The 15945-nt window shown below is 62.9% G+C and carries 16 protein-coding genes and 1 riboswitch; of the genes, 5 read left to right on the top strand and 11 right to left on the bottom strand.

The window, feature by feature from the left end:
- Positions 1 to 79: 79 nt before the first annotated feature.
- The 10 genes from RTP54_RS19885 to RTP54_RS19840 all read right to left on the bottom strand — a co-directional run bounded on the left by RTP54_RS19885 (position 80) and on the right by RTP54_RS19840 (position 7754).
- The gene (locus RTP54_RS19885) at positions 80 to 592 is read right to left on the bottom strand and encodes an RNA polymerase sigma factor (protein WP_112806518.1); all 513 of its coding nucleotides are present in this window, start codon (positions 590 to 592) and stop codon (positions 80 to 82) included.
- 118 nt (positions 593 to 710) lie between these two features.
- Positions 711 to 1733 carry an aldose epimerase family protein gene (locus RTP54_RS19880; RefSeq protein WP_312365341.1) on the bottom strand — a complete coding sequence of 341 codons (1023 nt, stop codon included), beginning with the start codon at positions 1731 to 1733 and terminating at the stop codon, positions 711 to 713.
- Positions 1734 to 1820: 87 nt separating this feature from the next.
- Positions 1821 to 3005, bottom strand: a complete 1185-nt coding sequence (locus tag RTP54_RS19875) for a VWA domain-containing protein (RefSeq protein ID WP_312365339.1) — start codon at positions 3003 to 3005, stop codon at positions 1821 to 1823.
- Between the two features lie 15 nt (positions 3006 to 3020).
- A complete protein-coding gene (metA, locus tag RTP54_RS19870) occupies positions 3021 to 3941 on the bottom strand; it encodes a homoserine O-succinyltransferase (protein WP_112806514.1) in 921 nt (306 codons plus the stop codon).
- Between the two features lie 63 nt (positions 3942 to 4004).
- Positions 4005 to 4082: riboswitch (SAM riboswitch) on the bottom strand.
- 112 nt (positions 4083 to 4194) lie between these two features.
- Positions 4195 to 4644 (bottom strand): NUDIX hydrolase, encoded by a 450-nt coding sequence (locus RTP54_RS19865; RefSeq protein WP_112814992.1) that lies wholly within the window; start codon positions 4642 to 4644, stop codon positions 4195 to 4197.
- A complete protein-coding gene (locus tag RTP54_RS19860) occupies positions 4641 to 5480 on the bottom strand; it encodes an AAA family ATPase (RefSeq protein WP_112814993.1) in 840 nt (279 codons plus the stop codon). The genes RTP54_RS19865 and RTP54_RS19860 overlap by 4 nt, the downstream gene beginning before the upstream one ends.
- A 122-nt stretch (positions 5481 to 5602) precedes the next feature.
- Positions 5603 to 5983 (bottom strand): RidA family protein, encoded by a 381-nt coding sequence (locus RTP54_RS19855; protein ID WP_112806508.1) that lies wholly within the window; start codon positions 5981 to 5983, stop codon positions 5603 to 5605.
- 7 nt (positions 5984 to 5990) lie between these two features.
- Positions 5991 to 6596 carry a 3-isopropylmalate dehydratase small subunit gene (gene leuD, locus RTP54_RS19850; RefSeq protein WP_053249188.1) on the bottom strand — a complete coding sequence of 202 codons (606 nt, stop codon included), beginning with the start codon at positions 6594 to 6596 and terminating at the stop codon, positions 5991 to 5993.
- 201 nt (positions 6597 to 6797) lie between these two features.
- Positions 6798 to 7229 (bottom strand): glyoxalase/bleomycin resistance/extradiol dioxygenase family protein, encoded by a 432-nt coding sequence (locus RTP54_RS19845; RefSeq protein WP_312365336.1) that lies wholly within the window; start codon positions 7227 to 7229, stop codon positions 6798 to 6800.
- Positions 7230 to 7508: 279 nt separating this feature from the next.
- Positions 7509 to 7754 carry a hypothetical protein gene (locus RTP54_RS19840; RefSeq protein ID WP_312365335.1) on the bottom strand — a complete coding sequence of 82 codons (246 nt, stop codon included), beginning with the start codon at positions 7752 to 7754 and terminating at the stop codon, positions 7509 to 7511.
- Between the two features lie 110 nt (positions 7755 to 7864).
- Between RTP54_RS19840 and RTP54_RS19835 the strand changes: the two genes are divergently transcribed.
- Together RTP54_RS19835 and RTP54_RS19830 are read left to right on the top strand one after the other, a co-directional pair.
- A complete protein-coding gene (locus RTP54_RS19835; RefSeq protein ID WP_312365334.1) occupies positions 7865 to 8770 on the top strand; it encodes a CoA ester lyase in 906 nt (301 codons plus the stop codon).
- Entirely contained in the window at positions 8767 to 8973 is a 207-nt protein-coding gene (locus RTP54_RS19830) for a DUF1737 domain-containing protein (RefSeq protein WP_112806500.1), read from the top strand. The genes RTP54_RS19835 and RTP54_RS19830 overlap by 4 nt, the downstream gene beginning before the upstream one ends.
- 205 nt (positions 8974 to 9178) lie before the next feature.
- Here RTP54_RS19830 and RTP54_RS19825 read toward each other — a convergent pair whose 3' ends face one another.
- Positions 9179 to 9613, bottom strand: a complete 435-nt coding sequence (locus tag RTP54_RS19825) for a metallopeptidase family protein (RefSeq protein ID WP_112806498.1) — start codon at positions 9611 to 9613, stop codon at positions 9179 to 9181.
- Positions 9614 to 9783: 170 nt separating this feature from the next.
- Between RTP54_RS19825 and RTP54_RS19820 the strand changes: the two genes are divergently transcribed.
- From RTP54_RS19820 to RTP54_RS19810, 3 genes are read left to right on the top strand one after another with little or no spacing between them, the layout of a single operon-like run.
- Positions 9784 to 10743 (top strand): hypothetical protein, encoded by a 960-nt coding sequence (locus RTP54_RS19820; RefSeq protein WP_312365328.1) that lies wholly within the window; start codon positions 9784 to 9786, stop codon positions 10741 to 10743.
- Positions 10694 to 12211 (top strand): DNA polymerase Y family protein, encoded by a 1518-nt coding sequence (locus RTP54_RS19815; RefSeq protein WP_312365511.1) that lies wholly within the window; start codon positions 10694 to 10696, stop codon positions 12209 to 12211. Before RTP54_RS19820 ends, RTP54_RS19815 begins: the two co-directional genes overlap by 50 nt.
- A complete protein-coding gene (locus RTP54_RS19810) occupies positions 12208 to 15564 on the top strand; it encodes an error-prone DNA polymerase (protein WP_312365326.1) in 3357 nt (1118 codons plus the stop codon). Before RTP54_RS19815 ends, RTP54_RS19810 begins: the two co-directional genes overlap by 4 nt.
- Positions 15565 to 15945 lie beyond the last annotated feature (381 nt).

Genomic DNA, 15945 nt, shown 5'->3' with positions numbered 1-15945 from the left:
AGAATAACTCTTTCCAGCGTATCGATGCGCGGTGTCCATTTACGGCCATCTGCGATGGCCAAACCAGATGTGCCATTGGCTATCCGATGCCCGTGTCCATCTGTTCGGCGAGCCGTGCCATCGCCGCCTTCAGCAGGCGATGGACTGTTGCGATCGACAGGTCGAGGCGGTCGGCAATTTCCTGCAGGGTGTAGCCATCGAAACGGTACATCTCGACGACGACCCTGGCGTCATCCGGCATGGTTGAAAGGATCGAGGCGACGCTGCGCACCTGGTCGCAAAACAGGCTGTGTTGTTCGGGGGTATCGACCGGCTGAGGCTGCCCCCAAAACGGAAGGTTCTCGCACACCTGCTGGTTTTCGTAGCGCTTTCGCTTCTTCAGGTTGAACGCGAGATTGCGGATGATGCGCACAAGGTAAGCCCTCGGCGACAATGCGACCTCCGCGTGCTCTGAAGAGAAGCGGACGAATGCCTCCTGGACCAGGTCTTCCGCCTCGGCCCGCGAGCCTGAAAGCAAACGGGCATAGGCCAGAAGCGCGGGACGATGCGCGATATAGATCGCGTTCCGCTTGTCGTTGTCCCTGCCACCCATATTCCCGCAGTCCGCATTCACTCGGACAGCCCATGCCCTGCCCCAACGCAGAATACTTAACTTTTTTACTCATGTATATTCAAGCGTTTTTTCAGGCGGAATTCCGCCTGTTTCCGTCTCAGCTCTTCATGAACACGTAGTCCGTTTCCTGGCGGCGGATTTCGCCCGGGCGCAGAACGACATTGGGAAAGCCCTGGTGGTTGACGGCGTCAGGCCAGACCTGGGTTTCCAGGCAGAAGCCGGCAAAGGCGCCATAACGACGCCCTTCGAGGCCGGGGACCGGCACGTCGAGCTTGAAGCCGGTGTAAAGCTGAACGCCGGGCTCCGTCGTCAGCACTTCCAGCGTCACACCGGAATTGAGGCTGCGGGCAAGAGCGACCGAGTGTTTCGCCATGCGCTCGCGCGAAAGGCAGAAATTATGGTCGTAGGCGATGCGTTCGCCCTCGGCCTGGCGCTTGAGCGAGGTCATTTCCCGCAGATCGAAGGCGGTGCCTTCGACCGGACGAATTTCGCCCGTCGGGATCTGGTGCTCGTCGGTCGGCAGATAGTGGTCGGCGGCGATCATGATGTCATGGCCAAGCGCATCCGCACCGCCATCGAGATTGAAGTAGCTGTGCTGGCAGACATTGGCGAGCGTCGGGCGGTCGGTCTCGGTCTCGTAGACGACGCTGAGCACGCCACCGTGCTTCAGCTGGTAGGTGCAGCGGACCCGGCAGTTGCCGGGATAGCCGGCGCGACCGTCCGGGTCGGTGATTTCGAGAGTGACGCTGTCGGGGGCCTGTTCGACGATCGTCCAGTTGCGCTTGCCGATGTTGTCGCTGCCGCCATGCAGGTGGGTGACACCCTTCTCGTTCAATTCGAGCTGGTGGGTCTCGCCATCGAGCGTGAACCGGCCATTGCCGATGCGATTGGCGCAGCGGCCGGGCGTCGCGCCGAAATAGGGAGAATGGTCGAGATAGCTTTCGAGATCGGTAAAGCCGAGCACCAGCGGCGGCTCATGCCCCTCCAGCCGCAGGTCCTGGATCACGCTTCCCCAGGTGAGGATATGGGCTGTCAGGCCGCCGCCTGAGAGCACGACACGATGAACCGGTTCGCCCGAAGGCAAGTGTCCGAAAATATCCGTGTCCGCATGCCTGTCCATCGCCTGGTTCTCCCCGTCCTCGCGGCATGCAACCTGCGTCATTTCCCAGGGATCGGCAACCGGAAATCGAGATTTTCTGCGGTAGATTCAGCGTGATAGTTGTCTCGTGGCGTCCTGCAGTCCGGCAAGCGTCAATGGAAACATGCGTCCTGCGAAAAGGGTTTTGATCATGGCGATCGACTGGGTATGGCCCCAGTGCTGTTCGGGGACCGGATTGAGCCAGATGGAGCGGGGAAAGTGGGCGGCGACGCGCGACAGCCAGAGCCCGCCGGCCTCGTCGTTCCAATGCTCGACCGAACCGCCGGGATGGCTGATCTCATAGGGGCTCATCGACGCATCGCCGACGAAGATCGCGCGATAGTCGCTGCCGAAGGTGCGCAGCAGCTCCGTGGTGCGGGTGATGTCGGCCCGGCGGCGGCGGTTGTCCTTCCACACGCCCTCATAGACGCAATTGTGGAAGTAGAAATGCTCCATGTGGCGGAATTCGCCGCGTGCGGCGGAGAACAGTTCCTCGACGATGCGGATATGATCGTCCATCGAACCGCCGACGTCGAAGAACATCAGGAGCTTGACGGCGTTGCGCCGCTCCGGACGCGTCACGACATCGAGATAACCGTGCTCGGCGGTGGCGCGGATCGTACCGGAGAGGTCGAGTTCGTCGGCGGCGCCCGCGCGCACCCAGCGTCTCAGCCGCTTGAGCGCCACCTTGATGTTGCGCGTGCCAAGCTCGACCGTGTCGTCGTAATCCCTGAATTCGCGCCGGTCCCAGACCTTGACGGCGCGGCGATGCCGCGAGCCGTCCTGGCCGATCCTGACGCCTTCGGGATTGTAGCCATAGGCGCCGAAGGGCGAGGTGCCGGCGGTGCCGATCCATTTGGATCCGCCCTGGTGGCGCCCCTGCTGTTCGCCGAGCCTTTGGCGCAAGGTCTCCATCAGCGTCTCGAACCCGCCGAGGCTTTCGACCAGGCGCTTCTCTTCTTCCGTCAGGTATTTCTCGGCCAGCTTGCGCAGCCAGTCCTTGGGGATCGCTGCCTGCTCGAACGCTTCGGGCGGGTCGATGGCCTCGAGGCCGGAGAAGCAATGCCGGAAGACCCCGTCGAACCGGTCGATATGGCGCTCGTCCTTCACCAGCGTCGTGCGGGCGAGAAAATAGAACGCCTCGATATCGAAGGTGGCGATATCGGCCTCCATGCCCTCGATCAAAGACAGAAATTCCCGCAGCGTCACCGGGATTTTCTGAGCCTTCAATTCGAGGAAGAAGGGGATGAACATCGCAGCCTCTGATCCCTAGCCTTTGCCGATCAGGTCCATGTCGTAGGGCGTCGTCTGGTACATTTCGTTGATCCAGTTGCCGAAGAACAGATGCGCGTGACTGCGCCAGCGGTTCTGCGGCGGCAGGGCCGGATCGTTGTGCGGGAAGTAGTCGTGCGGCATCTTGATCGGCACGCCGGCGTCCACGTCGCGGAAATACTCGTCCGACAGCGAGGTGGAATCATACTCCACGTGATTGAACATGTAGAGGCGCTTGCCCTTCTTCTCGTGCACGAGGCAGACGCCCATCTCCTTGGACTCCATCAGGACCTCGAGGTCGGCAACGCCGTTGATGTCGGCGCGGCGCACCTCGGTCCAGCGCGACACCGGTACGGCGAAATCGTCGGAGAAGCCGTTGAGATAGACGGAGGAGGGCTGCAGGTTCTGGTGGCGATAGACGCCGAAGGCCTTCTCCTTCAGCGGATATTTCGGCACGCCGTGGAAATGGTAGATCGCCGCCATCGCGCCCCAGCAGACGTTTAGCGTCGAATGCACGTTGGTCGTCGTCCAGTCGAGGATGCTTTTCAGCTCCTCCCAATAGGTGACGTCCTCGTATTCGAGCGTCTCGACGGGCGCGCCGGTAATGATGAAGCCGTCGAACTTGCGGTCCTTCACCTCTTCCCAGGTCTGGTAGAAGGCGAGCAGGTGTTCTTCCGACGTGTTCTTTGCCCGGTGTGCGCCGATACGGATCAGGGACAGCTCGACCTGCAGCGGCGAGGCGCCGATCAGGCGCGCCATCTGGATCTCGGTCTTGACCTTGTTGGGCATGAGGTTCAGGAGCCCGATCTGGAGCGGGCGGATATCCTGACGGATCGCCACGGTCTCGGTCATCACCCGCACACCCTCGGTTGCGAGGGTTTCGAAGGCGGGCAGCGTATCGGGTATCTTGATGGGCATGGGGCTTCCACTCGATCAATACAAAAAAACCGGCGGCGATTGATCGCGACCGGTCCTCGGAAAATCCACGTTTCCTCGGCCCTTTAGCGATTTGTTTAACGTGGCTGCAAGCCGGCCGGCCAAATCACCACAGGATGCTTGATAGCGCGCCATGGGCGCGGGGGTCAATGAAAAACGATTCGCCGGCTAAACGGCCCCTCATCCGGCTGCCGCCACCTTCTGTCCGCTTGCGGGAAGAGGGCTAGTCCTCGGGTTAAACCCGAGGAGAGGGGCAGTCTCGCAGCAGGCCCAGACTGTCCTCCATGCCATAGCCGAGACGGCGCAAAGCCGCGTCGAAGCCGAGCCAGAAGAAGCGAAAGCGGATCGGCGGGCCACCGCCATCCGGGGTCATTTCGGCATGCAGCCAGGTTTCCCGTTGTTCGCCGGAAAGCTGCGCATGGAAATAGTGCCGACGATGACAGATCTGCCGGCCATCCTTCATGAAGCGATAGTCGTGCGTTGCAAGCGGCCGCAGCGATGCCGGCGGTGCGAGCCCCGTCTCCTCGACGAATTCGCGCAGGGCGGCATCCTCAGGGCTTTCGCCGGGCTCCATCGTGCCGCCTGGGACCTGCAGGTCGACATCGGGAAAGTCAGGCTCGTCGAAGACAAGCAGATGGTCCCGCCAGGTGGCGTAGATCAGGACCTTGTGGGCATCGGGTGTCATTGGTCACGGCGGGCCATGAAGGCCAGGCGTTCGAAGAGGTGGACGTCCTGCTCGTTTTTCAAGAGCGCGCCATGCAGCTTCGGCAGCATGGTCTTTGGATCGGCGCGCAGGTCGGCTGGGTCGATCTCGTCGGCAACCAGCAAGCGGATCCAGTCGAGCGCCTCGGAGGTCGACGGCTTCTTCTTCAGCCCCGGCACCTGGCGGATGTCGTAGAAGGCGGCAAGGGCTGCCGAAAGCAGGGTCTTGCGGATGCCGGGGTAGTGCACCTCGACGATACGGGCGAGCGTGTCGGCGTCGGGAAAGCGGATATAGTGGAAGAAGCAGCGGCGCAGGAAAGCGTCCGGCAGCTCCTTCTCGTTGTTGGAGGTGATGATGACGATCGGCCGCTGGCGGGCCTGGATCGTCTCGTTGGTCTCGTAGACGTGGAACTCCATGCGGTCGAGTTCCTGCAGCAGATCGTTCGGAAACTCGATGTCGGCCTTGTCGATCTCGTCGATCAACAGCACGACGCGCTTTCCTGCCTCGAATGCCTGCCAGAGCTTGCCCTTGCGGATGTAGTTTTTGACGTCGTTGACGCGCGCGTCGCCGAGCTGGCTGTCGCGCAGGCGCGAGACGGCGTCATATTCGTAAAGCCCCTGCTGCGCCTTGGTCGTCGACTTGACGCTCCACTCGATCAGCTCGAGCCCGAGGGCGGCCGCGATCTGGCGGGCAAGCTCGGTCTTGCCGGTGCCGGGCTCGCCCTTGACGAGCAGCGGCCGTTCCAGCCGGATCGCGGCGTTGACCGCGATCATCAGGTCCTTGTCGGCGATATAGTCGGCGGTGCCTTCGAATTGCATGGGGCTTCTTCCGGTCGTGGCGATGCGGGCGACGGCTCTGGCAAGAGCCCGTCATCGTGCCTCTGCACTAGCGCATAAGCAGGGCGGGTGCCAATGCCGTGTCGATTGCCGCCCGCCGGAGGTCAGCCGCGGAAGGCGGTGACCTCGATCTCGATCAGCATTTCCGGGCGGATGAGGTCGCAAACGATCATCGTGGCGGCCGGGCGGATCTCGCCGAACATTTCACCGAAGATCGGAAACACCCGGTCGGCGAAGCTGGCATCGGTGACGTAGTAGTGGTTGCGCACCACGTCCGAAAGCGAGAAGCCCGCTTCCTTCAGCGCGCCCTCGATCGTCTTCAGGCAATTGCGTGCCTGCTCTTCCACCGTTTCTGGCATGGTCATGGTGGCGTAGTCATAGCCGGTGGTGCCGGAAACGAAGCACCAGTCGCCCTTGGCGACGGCACGCGAATAGCCTGCCGTCTTCTCGAAGGGCGACCCGGAAGAGATGAGCTTGCGCGTCATCGCTCGCTTACGCCCAGGGGCGCGAAGCGGCGGTCGACTTTTCGAAGCTGTCGATGGCCGTTGCCTTTTCCAGCGTCAGGCCGATGTCGTCGAGGCCGTTCAGCAGGCAGTGGCGCTTGAAGGCGTCGATCTCGAACTTGACGGTGCCGCCGTCCGGGCCGGTGATTTCCTGGGATTCCAGGTCGATTGACAGGATGGCGTTGGAGCCGCGCGAGGCGTCGTCCATCAACTTGTCCAGGTTCTCCTGGCTGACGACGATCGGCAGGATGCCGTTCTTGAAACAGTTGTTGTAGAAGATGTCGGCAAACGAGGTCGAGATCACGCAGCGGATGCCGAAGTCGAGAAGCGCCCACGGCGCATGCTCGCGCGAGGAGCCGCAGCCGAAGTTGTCGCCGGCGACCAGGATCTTGGCGTTCTGGTAGGCGGGCTTGTTGAGCACGAAATCCGGGTTGACCGAGCCGTCCTCGTTATAGCGCGCTTCGGCGAAAAGCCCGGTGCCGAGGCCGGTGCGCTTGATCGTCTTCAGGTAATCCTTCGGAATGATCATGTCCGTGTCGACGTTGACGACGGGGAGGGGAGCGGCGACGCCGGTGAGCTTGACGAACTTTTCCATAACTTCAGGCCTTCGATTTCAGCGAAATGTTGCGTAAGCGTTTAGATCAGTTTTGCGCCGAAATGAAGGAAAATCTATCCTGAAGACGCCTGCCGGACGGGCGAAATCGCCTGCCCGGCAACTGTTGCCGCGTTTGTTTTGTCCGTCGGAGCGCCTTGCCGGCCCGTCATTGCGCATGCGGGCTGTCGTCAGGTGCCGGTATCAACCTGCCTTGACCGGAGCGTTCAGCGCCCAGAGCACGCCGAAGGGATCGCGCAGCTGCCCGTAGCGGTCGCCCCAGAACATCACCTCGATCGGTATCACCACTTCGGCGCCGGCAGCGACCGCCTTTTCCCACCACGCATCGATGTCGTCGACCGGCAGCATCAGGCTGAAGGCCTGCGGCTTTTCCAGCGGATGGCCATATTCCGGATAGGCGTCGCTGAGCATCAGCGAGCTGCCGTTGATGTGCAGATGGATGTGCATCGTGCGGCCCTGGTCGTCGAGCGGTTGCCTATAGACTTCCTTCGCGCCGAAGGCGTGCTTGTAGAAGTCCGCAGCCTTGGCCGCGCCGGCGACCTGGAGGTAGGGCACGAGCCCGTTGAGGGCCTGCGGCAACTGGTTTGCGTCTGTCTTCTGTGTCGCGCTGTCCATGTCATGCTCCTTCTTGAAGGGTAATGGAGTGGCCGAGACCTTTGCTGGCCTGACACAAGGACGGATGCGCACGGGGCTTGCCGACACGGGTATGGAAAAAAATGTAGGCGGACTTGAACTGACGCGTCGAGTGGCTGCGCCAAACGCTGAGCGCTGGAGCGCTTCCGGGCCTGGTCATGACCAGGCTGGAAACGCCCCGGCAAATGCCTTGGGAGGCACGATTCTCTGGAATCAAGCCGTTGGAGCGTCGTTTGTGCGCTCGTATGAACGCACGGCGCTCTAGAGGTCGATGATCGTGCCGCGACCGTCGTTCCAGATGCGCATTTCGCGCGGGGCGGGGCCAGGGGTCGGGCGGGCCGTTGCACGGGCAGGCCTGAAGTTCAGCCGGGCGGCAATGGCGCTGCCGATCGCGACGACGGCGGCGATGCCGGCGAGTGCAAGTGCCAGCGACGCGGTAAACACGAAGGCCGCCAGCGTGATGGTAATGGCCACGGCCGTAAAGAGAACAGAACGTATGCTTTGCATGATCGTCACCTTTCTGGCTCCGATGTGGGTGTTGCCGCCGCCGCTTGCAAGAGGGGTGCGGCGGTTCGCCTCGCCTTGCGGAAAAAATGAAAGGCGGGCACAACTGCCGCATGACAAAATCGATCGAACATCACCCCGTTCGCCTGCGCCGTTCGGTGCTCTCGGTGCCTGCCGACAATGCCCGCGCACTGGTGAAGGTTTCGCAGCTGGCAGTCGATGCCGCAATCTACGACCTCGAGGATGCGGTGACGCCCGAGCGCAAGGCCGGGGCCCGGGTCGGGCTCGTTCACCATCTCGTCGAAAACCGGCCGGATTGCGAGATCGTCATCCGCATCAACGCGCTCGGATCGGGTTTCGGCCAGGATGACCTGGCAGCGGCTCTTTCGGCAAAGCCCGATGCAATCCTTTTGCCGAAGGTCGAAAGCCCTGGCGATATCCAGATCGCCGCCGACTGGCTGGCGGACAACGATGCGCCGGAGGATGTGCGCCTCTGGGCGATGATCGAGACGCCGCGCGGCGTCGTCAATGCGCCTGCGATTGCCGAGACCGGCCGCACCTTTGGCGGCAGGCTCGATTGTTTCGTCGTCGGTCTCAACGACCTGCGCAAGGAAACCGGGGTTCCCGACCGTCCGGGCCGGCCTTACCTGATCCCCTGGCTGATGCAGATCCTGCTCGCCGCCCGCGGCAGCGGTCTCGATGTCATCGACGCGGTGTTCAACGACTTCCGCGACGCGGATGGCTTCGACGAGGAGTGCCGCCAGGGGCGCGACATGGGCTATGACGGCAAGATGCTGATCCACCCGTTGCAGATCGGCCCGGCCAACGAGCGCTTCGGCGTCGAGCAGGCCGCCGTCGACGAGGCGCGCGCCATCATCGCCGCCTTCGCGCTTAATGAGAACGCCGACAAGGGTGTCATCAATCTTCATGGCAGGATGATCGAGCGGCTTCATCTCGATCAGGCCCTGAGGCTCGCCGCCAAGGCGGCCACGATTGAAAAACGAAAGGCAAGATTTTGAAACTTTACCGCTTCCTCACCGGCCCCGACGATGCGTCCTTCTGCCATAAGGTAACGGCGGCGCTGAACCAGGGCTGGTCCCTGCACGGCTCGCCGACTTACGCCTTCAATGCGGATAAGCAGTACATGCAGTGCGGGCAGGCCGTCTTCAAGGACGTCGAAGGCAAGGATTATAATCCCGACATCAAGCTGTCGGAGCAGTAAGGCGGGCCGTCAGGCCCGTTAGGCCCCCACCTTTGCCTCTCCCCGAAGGCGGGAGAGGCGACGCGGGCGAAAGCTCCGTCGTCACGTGGTATCGTCCCTCTGCGGGGATGCTTTTCAGAGAAGCGATGCCGCGGTGTTTCTTCTCCCCGCTTGCGGGGAGAAGGTGCGGGCGGCGGATGAGGGGCAAAGTGAATAGGCGAGCCTGTCAGTTGCCCACGTGCTCGACGCTTGCCTCGATCCGTTCCATGTCATCGTCGGACAGACCGAAATGGTGGCCGATCTCGTGGATCAGCACATGGGTGATGATGTCACCCAGCGTTTCCTCGTTTTCCGCCCAATAGTCGATGATCGGCCGGCGATAAAGGGTGATCCGGTTCGGAAATTCGCCCGTCTCCATGGTGAAACGTTCGGTGATGCCGCGTCCCTCGAACAGGCCGAGCAGGTCGAACGGCGTTTCCAGCGCCATGTCCTCGAAGACGTCGTCGCTGGGGAAATCGGCAACCTCGATGATGAGGTCGGTCGTCAGCTTGCGGAATTCCTGCGGCAGGTGGCCGTAGGCTTCCACTGCGAGCTGTTCGAATGTCGTAAGCGTCGGTGCATGGCGTTCCCGCCAATCATCGGTCTGGTCAATGCGGGCCATAGGCACTCCTTGTTGTCCTCCATATAGCGATTTTGCCTTTATTTTTCGAGTGTTGAATTCCAGCCGCAAGGGTCAAGGAATAAATTCTTAAATTTGGCTGTTGACTCCTCCGGGCAGCTCTGGAATCTATAAGAACATAACAGGAACATCTTATATGGGAGTTGACCGTCATGGCCGATAACGCCGTGCAGCGGGAGACCGTTCTTTCGCTTCGCGAAACCATAGCGCGGATCGAGAACCGCAGGCTTGCGGGGGTCGTGAAGACGGTCAAGGCGGCCGATCCCGCGGGCTTTCGGCTGAGGCAAGAAGGCACTCCGGCATCCGGCCGCAAGGTCCTGCCGCTCGGTATTCCGGACCTCGACGATCTCCTCGAGGGCGGGCTGCCGCTCGAGGGCATGACGGAGATCCGCAATGCGCAGACGCGCGATGCCGGCGCTGCAGCCGGGTTTGCCACCGCGCTCGGTGCCCTCTGTCAGCGGGCGCGCCAGCAAAAGGGCGACGATGGAGCGCCGGTGCTGTGGATCAGCCAGTCGCTGGCCTCGACCGAGGCGGGCCTGCCCTATGGTCTCGGCCTCAGCGCATATGGGCTCGACATTCGCAGCCTGATCCTCAGCCTGCCACGCACCGTCAAGGACGCGCTCTGGATTGCCGAGACGGCGCTTTCCGTTTCGGCCTTCTGTGCCGTTATTCTGGAAATTCGCGGCAATCCGGCGTCGCTCGCCTTGAGCGAAAGCCGGCGCCTGCATGTTCGTGCCCGCGCCGGCCGCATTCCGCTTCTGCTTCTGCGCCAGTCCGGCCACGAGGAGGCAAGCAGCGCCTTCTTCCGGCTTCATATCGAACCGGCGCCCGCCCGCGAGCGCCCCCTCCCTGACGGCTCGATGCTTTGCGGCAGCATCGGCCATCCCGTCTTTCACGTCATTGCCGAGAAAAGCAGGTCTCCTGCTCCCGTCGGCCTCTTCCTGGAGTGGAATCCCCATGACCGCCGCTTTTACCCCGTCGAGCCCTTGCCAGCCGCTGCTGCGGCAGATCCAGAACCAGCGCATTCTGTCGCTCGACTTTCCGCATCTTCCGGCCGACCGGGTGGCGCGGAGCCGCTGGGGCACCTCCTGGCTTTCCCGCGGGCGTCCTGAGCATCCGCCCGTCGTCTTTGCCGACCGGGTCCGGAATGCCATGCGCCTGGTGGCGCTCGACGGGCTTGCCGAAAAATCCGGGTTCCAGCTGGGCCAGGGCGTTGCCGAGGCGCGGGCCATGTGCCCCGAGGTCGATGTGCTGCCGGCCGACCGGGCGGCGGATCGCGCCCTTCTCGAAGGGCTCGCCGACTGGTGCAGCCGCTATACGCCGCTGGTGGCGCTCGACGGCGAAAGTGGTCTTTATCTCGATATTACCGGCTGCGCCCATCTTCTCGGCGGAGAGAAATCGCTTCTCGACGACCTGCTGGCGCGGCTCTTTCATCTGGGCATCGAAGCGCGCGCGGCGATCTCGTCTTCGGCCGGGCTCTCCTGGGCCGTGGCACGCTTCGGCACGCAGGGCGTGATTGCTGCGGAAGAGGCTGCGGGCGTGCTGGCGCCGCTGCCGATGGCAGCCCTCAGGCTTCCGGCCGAGACGATCGAGACGCTCGGCCGGGTCGGGCTCAAGCAGGTCGGCGACATCATCGAGGCGCCGCGGGCACCGCTCGCCCGCCGCTTCGGATCCATGCTGCTCCTGCGCCTCGATCAGGCGATGGGGCTGGAGGACGAGCCGCTTTCGCCGCGGCTTCCCGTCGCCAGCCTCTCGGCCGAGCGCCGGCTTTCGGAGCCGGTCCAGGGCGAGGACGATATTCTTGTTCTCACGCAGGAGCTGGCGGCACGGCTGAAGCCGGAACTGGAAAAGCGCGGGCAGGGCGGGCGGCTGTTCGAGCTCCTGCTTTTCCGGGTCGATGGCCGGGTCTTCCGCATTGCTGCGGGAACGTCTTCGCCGTTGATCGAACCGGGCCGCATCGCCGGCCTCTTCCGCGAGCGGCTGCAAGCGGTCCATGACGATCTCGATGCCGGTTTCGGTTTCGAGATCCTGCGATTGTCGGTGCCCAGAAGCGAAAAATACGAGGTGATGCAGGAGGATTTTTCCGGCACGCCGGATCGTGAGCGACCGCTTGCTGCCTTTGCCGACAGGGTCATGGCACGGCTGGGGGCGGAAAGCCTGTTTGTGCCCGTGTTGTCCGAGAGCCACATGCCGGAGCGGGCTGCGGTTTTTCAGCCGCTTGCGGATGTGGAGATGCTGAAGACCTTGGGAGAGGCTGTCTGCGCCGTCCCGGCCGCGCTTCTGGCAACCTCCGCCCGGCCGCAGCGGCTGTTTCAAAGTCCGGAACCGGTGGAGGCGGTGGCCGAGGTGCCGGAGGGGCCACCCAGAAGCTTTCGCTGGCGGCGCAGCCTGCACCGTATCGCACGCGCCGAGGGCCCGGAACGGATCGCGGCCGAATGGTGGGTCGATGGCGAGACGGCGGCCGAGCGGGATTATTTCCGGGTGGAGGACGAGAGAGGCCGGCGGTTCTGGCTGTTTCGGGAAGGCCATTATGGCGGACCGACGCAGCCGCGCTGGTTCATGCATGGGGTCTTCGCATGAAAACGCCCTATTTCGAGATCGGCGCCTGGTCGAATTTCTCCTTCCTCGAAGGCGCCTCCCATCCGGGTGAAATGATCGTTGCCGCCAGTCGCCTTGGCCTCACGGGTCTCGGCATTGCCGATCGCAACACGGTGGCAGGCGTGGTGCGCGCCCATGCGCAGGCGAAGGTGGAGGGATATGCCTTCCAGCCCGGTGCCCGCCTTTCCTTCACGGACGATATCCCGGATGTGCTTGCCTATCCGCGCAACCGCCGGGGCTGGGGCAATCTCTGCCGCATGCTGAGTGCGGGCAACCTGCGCTCGACCAAGGGCGACTGCACGCTCTACGAGGCCGATCTTGTCGAATGGGGGGAGGATATCCTGATTGCCGTCGTGCCCGATCCGGTGATCGGTGCGCCGGAGGCCAACAAACTCTCGGCGTTCCTGAAGCGGCTGAAGCCGCAGTTTGCCGACCGGCTCTATCTGGCGCTGGTGCCGCGCTATGACGGTTTCGACCAGCTTGTCTTTGCCGGGCTTGCCACCATCGCCCGCAACGCGGACACGCGTCTGATCGCCACCAACAGCCCGCTGTTCCACGGGCCGGCACGCCGGCCGCTCGCCGATATCGTCACCGCCATCCGCGAGCACGTGACGGTGGCGCAGGCGGGATACAGGCTCCAGGCAAATGCCGAACGACACCTGAAACCGCCGGCGGAAATGGCGCGGATCTTTCGTGACTACCCGCAAGCGATCGACAATACCGGGCATTTTTTTCGCCGGTTGAAGTTCAACCTGCTGGAGCTCGAATATCAATATCCCGACGAGAGTTTTGCCGGCGAAACGACGACCGAGACGCTCAGGCGACTGACCATGGAAGGCGCCCATGTGCGCTATCCGCAGGGCATTCCCGAGAAGGTCTCGACCCAGATCGAGTACGAGCTCGGTCTGATCGCCGACAAGCGCTACGAGCCCTATTTCCTGACCGTGCGCAACATCATGGTGTATGCGCGCAGCGTCGACATTCTCTGCCAGGGGCGCGGGTCGGCGGCGAATTCGACGGTCTGCTATTGTCTTGCCATCACCGAAGTCGATCCGCTTTCGACGACCCTGCTCTTCGATCGCTTCCTGTCGACCGAGCGCGACGAGCCGCCGGATATCGACGTCGATTTCGAGCACGAGAAGCGCGAAGAGGTCATCCAGCATATCTATCGGACCTACGGCAAGGAACATGCAGGGCTGACCGCCGCCGTCATCAGCTACCGGGCGCGCTCTGCCGGCCGCGAAACGGCAAAGGCCTTCGGCTTTTCGGAGGACGTGCAGTCGGCGCTTGCCGGTTCGGTGTGGGGCTGGTCGGCCGCCGACCTGTCGGAGCGGGAAGCCAAGGCCGCCGGCCTCGACACCAAGGATCCGACGACGGTGCGGGTACTCGACTATGCCACCGAACTGATGAGCTTTCCCCGCCATCTTTCCCAGCATGTCGGTGGTTTCGTCATCACCCGCGACCGGCTCGACGAGGTCGTGCCGATCATGAACACGGCGATGCCCGATCGCTACATGATCGAGTGGGACAAGGACGATCTCGATACCCTGAAGATCCTGAAGATCGACATTCTTGCGCTCGGCATGCTGACCTGCATCGCCCGTGCCTTCAAGCTTCTCGACCGGCATTACGGCGTGAAAACGGACCTGCATACGCTCTACAAGGATGAGCAGAAGGCCGTCTACGACATGATCTGCCGGGCCGATACGATCGGCGTCTTCCAGATCGAGAGCCGGGCGCAGATGAGCATGCTGCCGCGGCTCAGGCCCCGCATCTTCTATGACCTCGTCATCGAGGTGGCGATCGTGCGGCCGGGACCGATCCAGGGCAACATGGTGCATCCCTATCTGAAGCGTCGGGAGCAGCGGGATAAAAAAATACCGATCGAATATCCGAGCAAGGAACTGGAAGCGGTTCTGGAGCGGACTTTGGGCGTGCCCTTGTTCCAGGAGCAGGCGATGCAGATCGCCATCACCGCGGCGAAGTTCACGCCCGGACAGGCCGACCAGCTCAGGCGGGCGATGGCGACCTTCAAGCGGACCGGCACCATTCACACCTTCCAGCAAAGGATGGTCGAGGGCATGGTCGACAATGGCTATGATCGGGATTTCGCCGAGCGCTGCTTCAAGCAGATCGAAGGGTTTGGCGAATACGGCTTTCCGGAAAGCCATGCGGCCTCCTTCGCCTTGCTCGTCTACGTTTCCTGCTGGCTGAAGACCTATTATCCCGACGTCTTCTGTGCGGCGCTGTTGAACTCGCAGCCGATGGGCTTTTACGCGCCCGCACAATTGGTGCGGGACGCGCGTGAACATGGGGTGCGGGTGCTGCCGGTCGACATCAACCATTCCGACTGGGATTCGAGCCTCGAAAAGGGCGGGCACGACAGGCGCGCGGTGGAGCCACGCCATCGCGACATGCTGGGTGTGATCAGGACGGACAAGGCCGTCCGTATCGGCTTCAGCCTGGTCAAGGGGCTGCGGGAGGCCGAGATCGTCGACAAGCTCGTCGCCCATCGCGGCGCCGGCTACAGTTCGGTTCGCGATCTCTGGCTGCGTTCCGGATTGCCGCGCTCGGTGCTGGAGAAGCTCGCCGATGCCGATGCGTTTCGCTCGATCGGGCTCGATCGGCGCAACGCGCTCTGGGCGGTCAAGGCGCTGGACGAGAAAAGTGCGGCCGAGCGGCTGCCGCTGTTCGAACAGGCGACGCAGGACGAATTCCAGCTGGAGCCGCCGGTGTCGCTGCCGGTGATGCTGGAGGGCGAGCAGGTGATCAACGACTACCGTTCGCTCACCTTCTCGCTGAAGGCGCATCCGGTTTCCTTCCTGCGGGCGGAGCTTTCGGCGCAGGGACTGGTGGAAAGCCGCGCGCTGGCCACCGCACCCGTCGGCCGCAGGGTGACGGTTGCCGGGCTGGTGCTCGTTCGCCAGCGCCCGGGCTCGGCCAAGGGCGTGATCTTCATGACCATCGAGGACGAGACCGGGGTCGCCAACGCCATCGTCTGGCCGAAGGTCTTCGATCAGTATCGGCCGGTGGTCATGGGCGCGCGTCTCGTCAAGATCCGCGGTCGGCTTCAGCGCGAAAGCGAGGTCATCCATGTGGTGGCGGAGTATATCGAGGACATGACCCCGATGCTCGGGCTTCTGCGCAAGGAAGAGCGTCATTTCGGCGCCAACGAACGCGCCGACGAGGTGCTGCGTCCGACGGCCGATGCCCGTGAGAAGAAGGTGCTGAAGGAGCTGCGGCTGGCGGCTGCCCGCCGCGCTGCCGGCAGTGGCGAGCAGGTCGGCGCAACGGAGGTTGCCGGTGTCATGCCGAAGGGGCGCAATTTCCATTAGCGGCAGGCAGTGGCGGCTGTCCTTGATGGACGACGGGCAGGACGTGGTTTGGACCGCTGATCTCCTGCACACCCGATATCATGTGCGCTTGCGGCACGGTGTTTCCAGGCCGGATTTCCGCTGCGCTCGCCTGGCCTCTTCAATCGGTTGCAGCGAGGCCTTCCGCCTCGTCGTCGCCAGCCCGCCTTTTCGACAGGCCTTGAAAGACCTTCTTTTCGCCACTGTCCCCCGGTTTTCGGCGAGTGCCCGCGCGCTGGCGTCGCAACTGTGTAAAAATGTCGCAGTCTGCCAATGGCGCTCCGTCGAAATCCACAGGCGGAGGTGCCAGCCGTCTTGCGCTAATATTATGAAAATACGATGTTTTTTGTCATGTTTAGATTC

The sequence above is a fragment of the Ensifer sp. genome, assembly GCF_031989085.1.
Classification (GTDB): domain Bacteria; phylum Pseudomonadota; class Alphaproteobacteria; order Rhizobiales; family Rhizobiaceae; genus Ensifer.
Note: the sequence above shows the minus strand (reverse complement) of the source record. Positions and strands in the feature narration are given on the sequence as shown.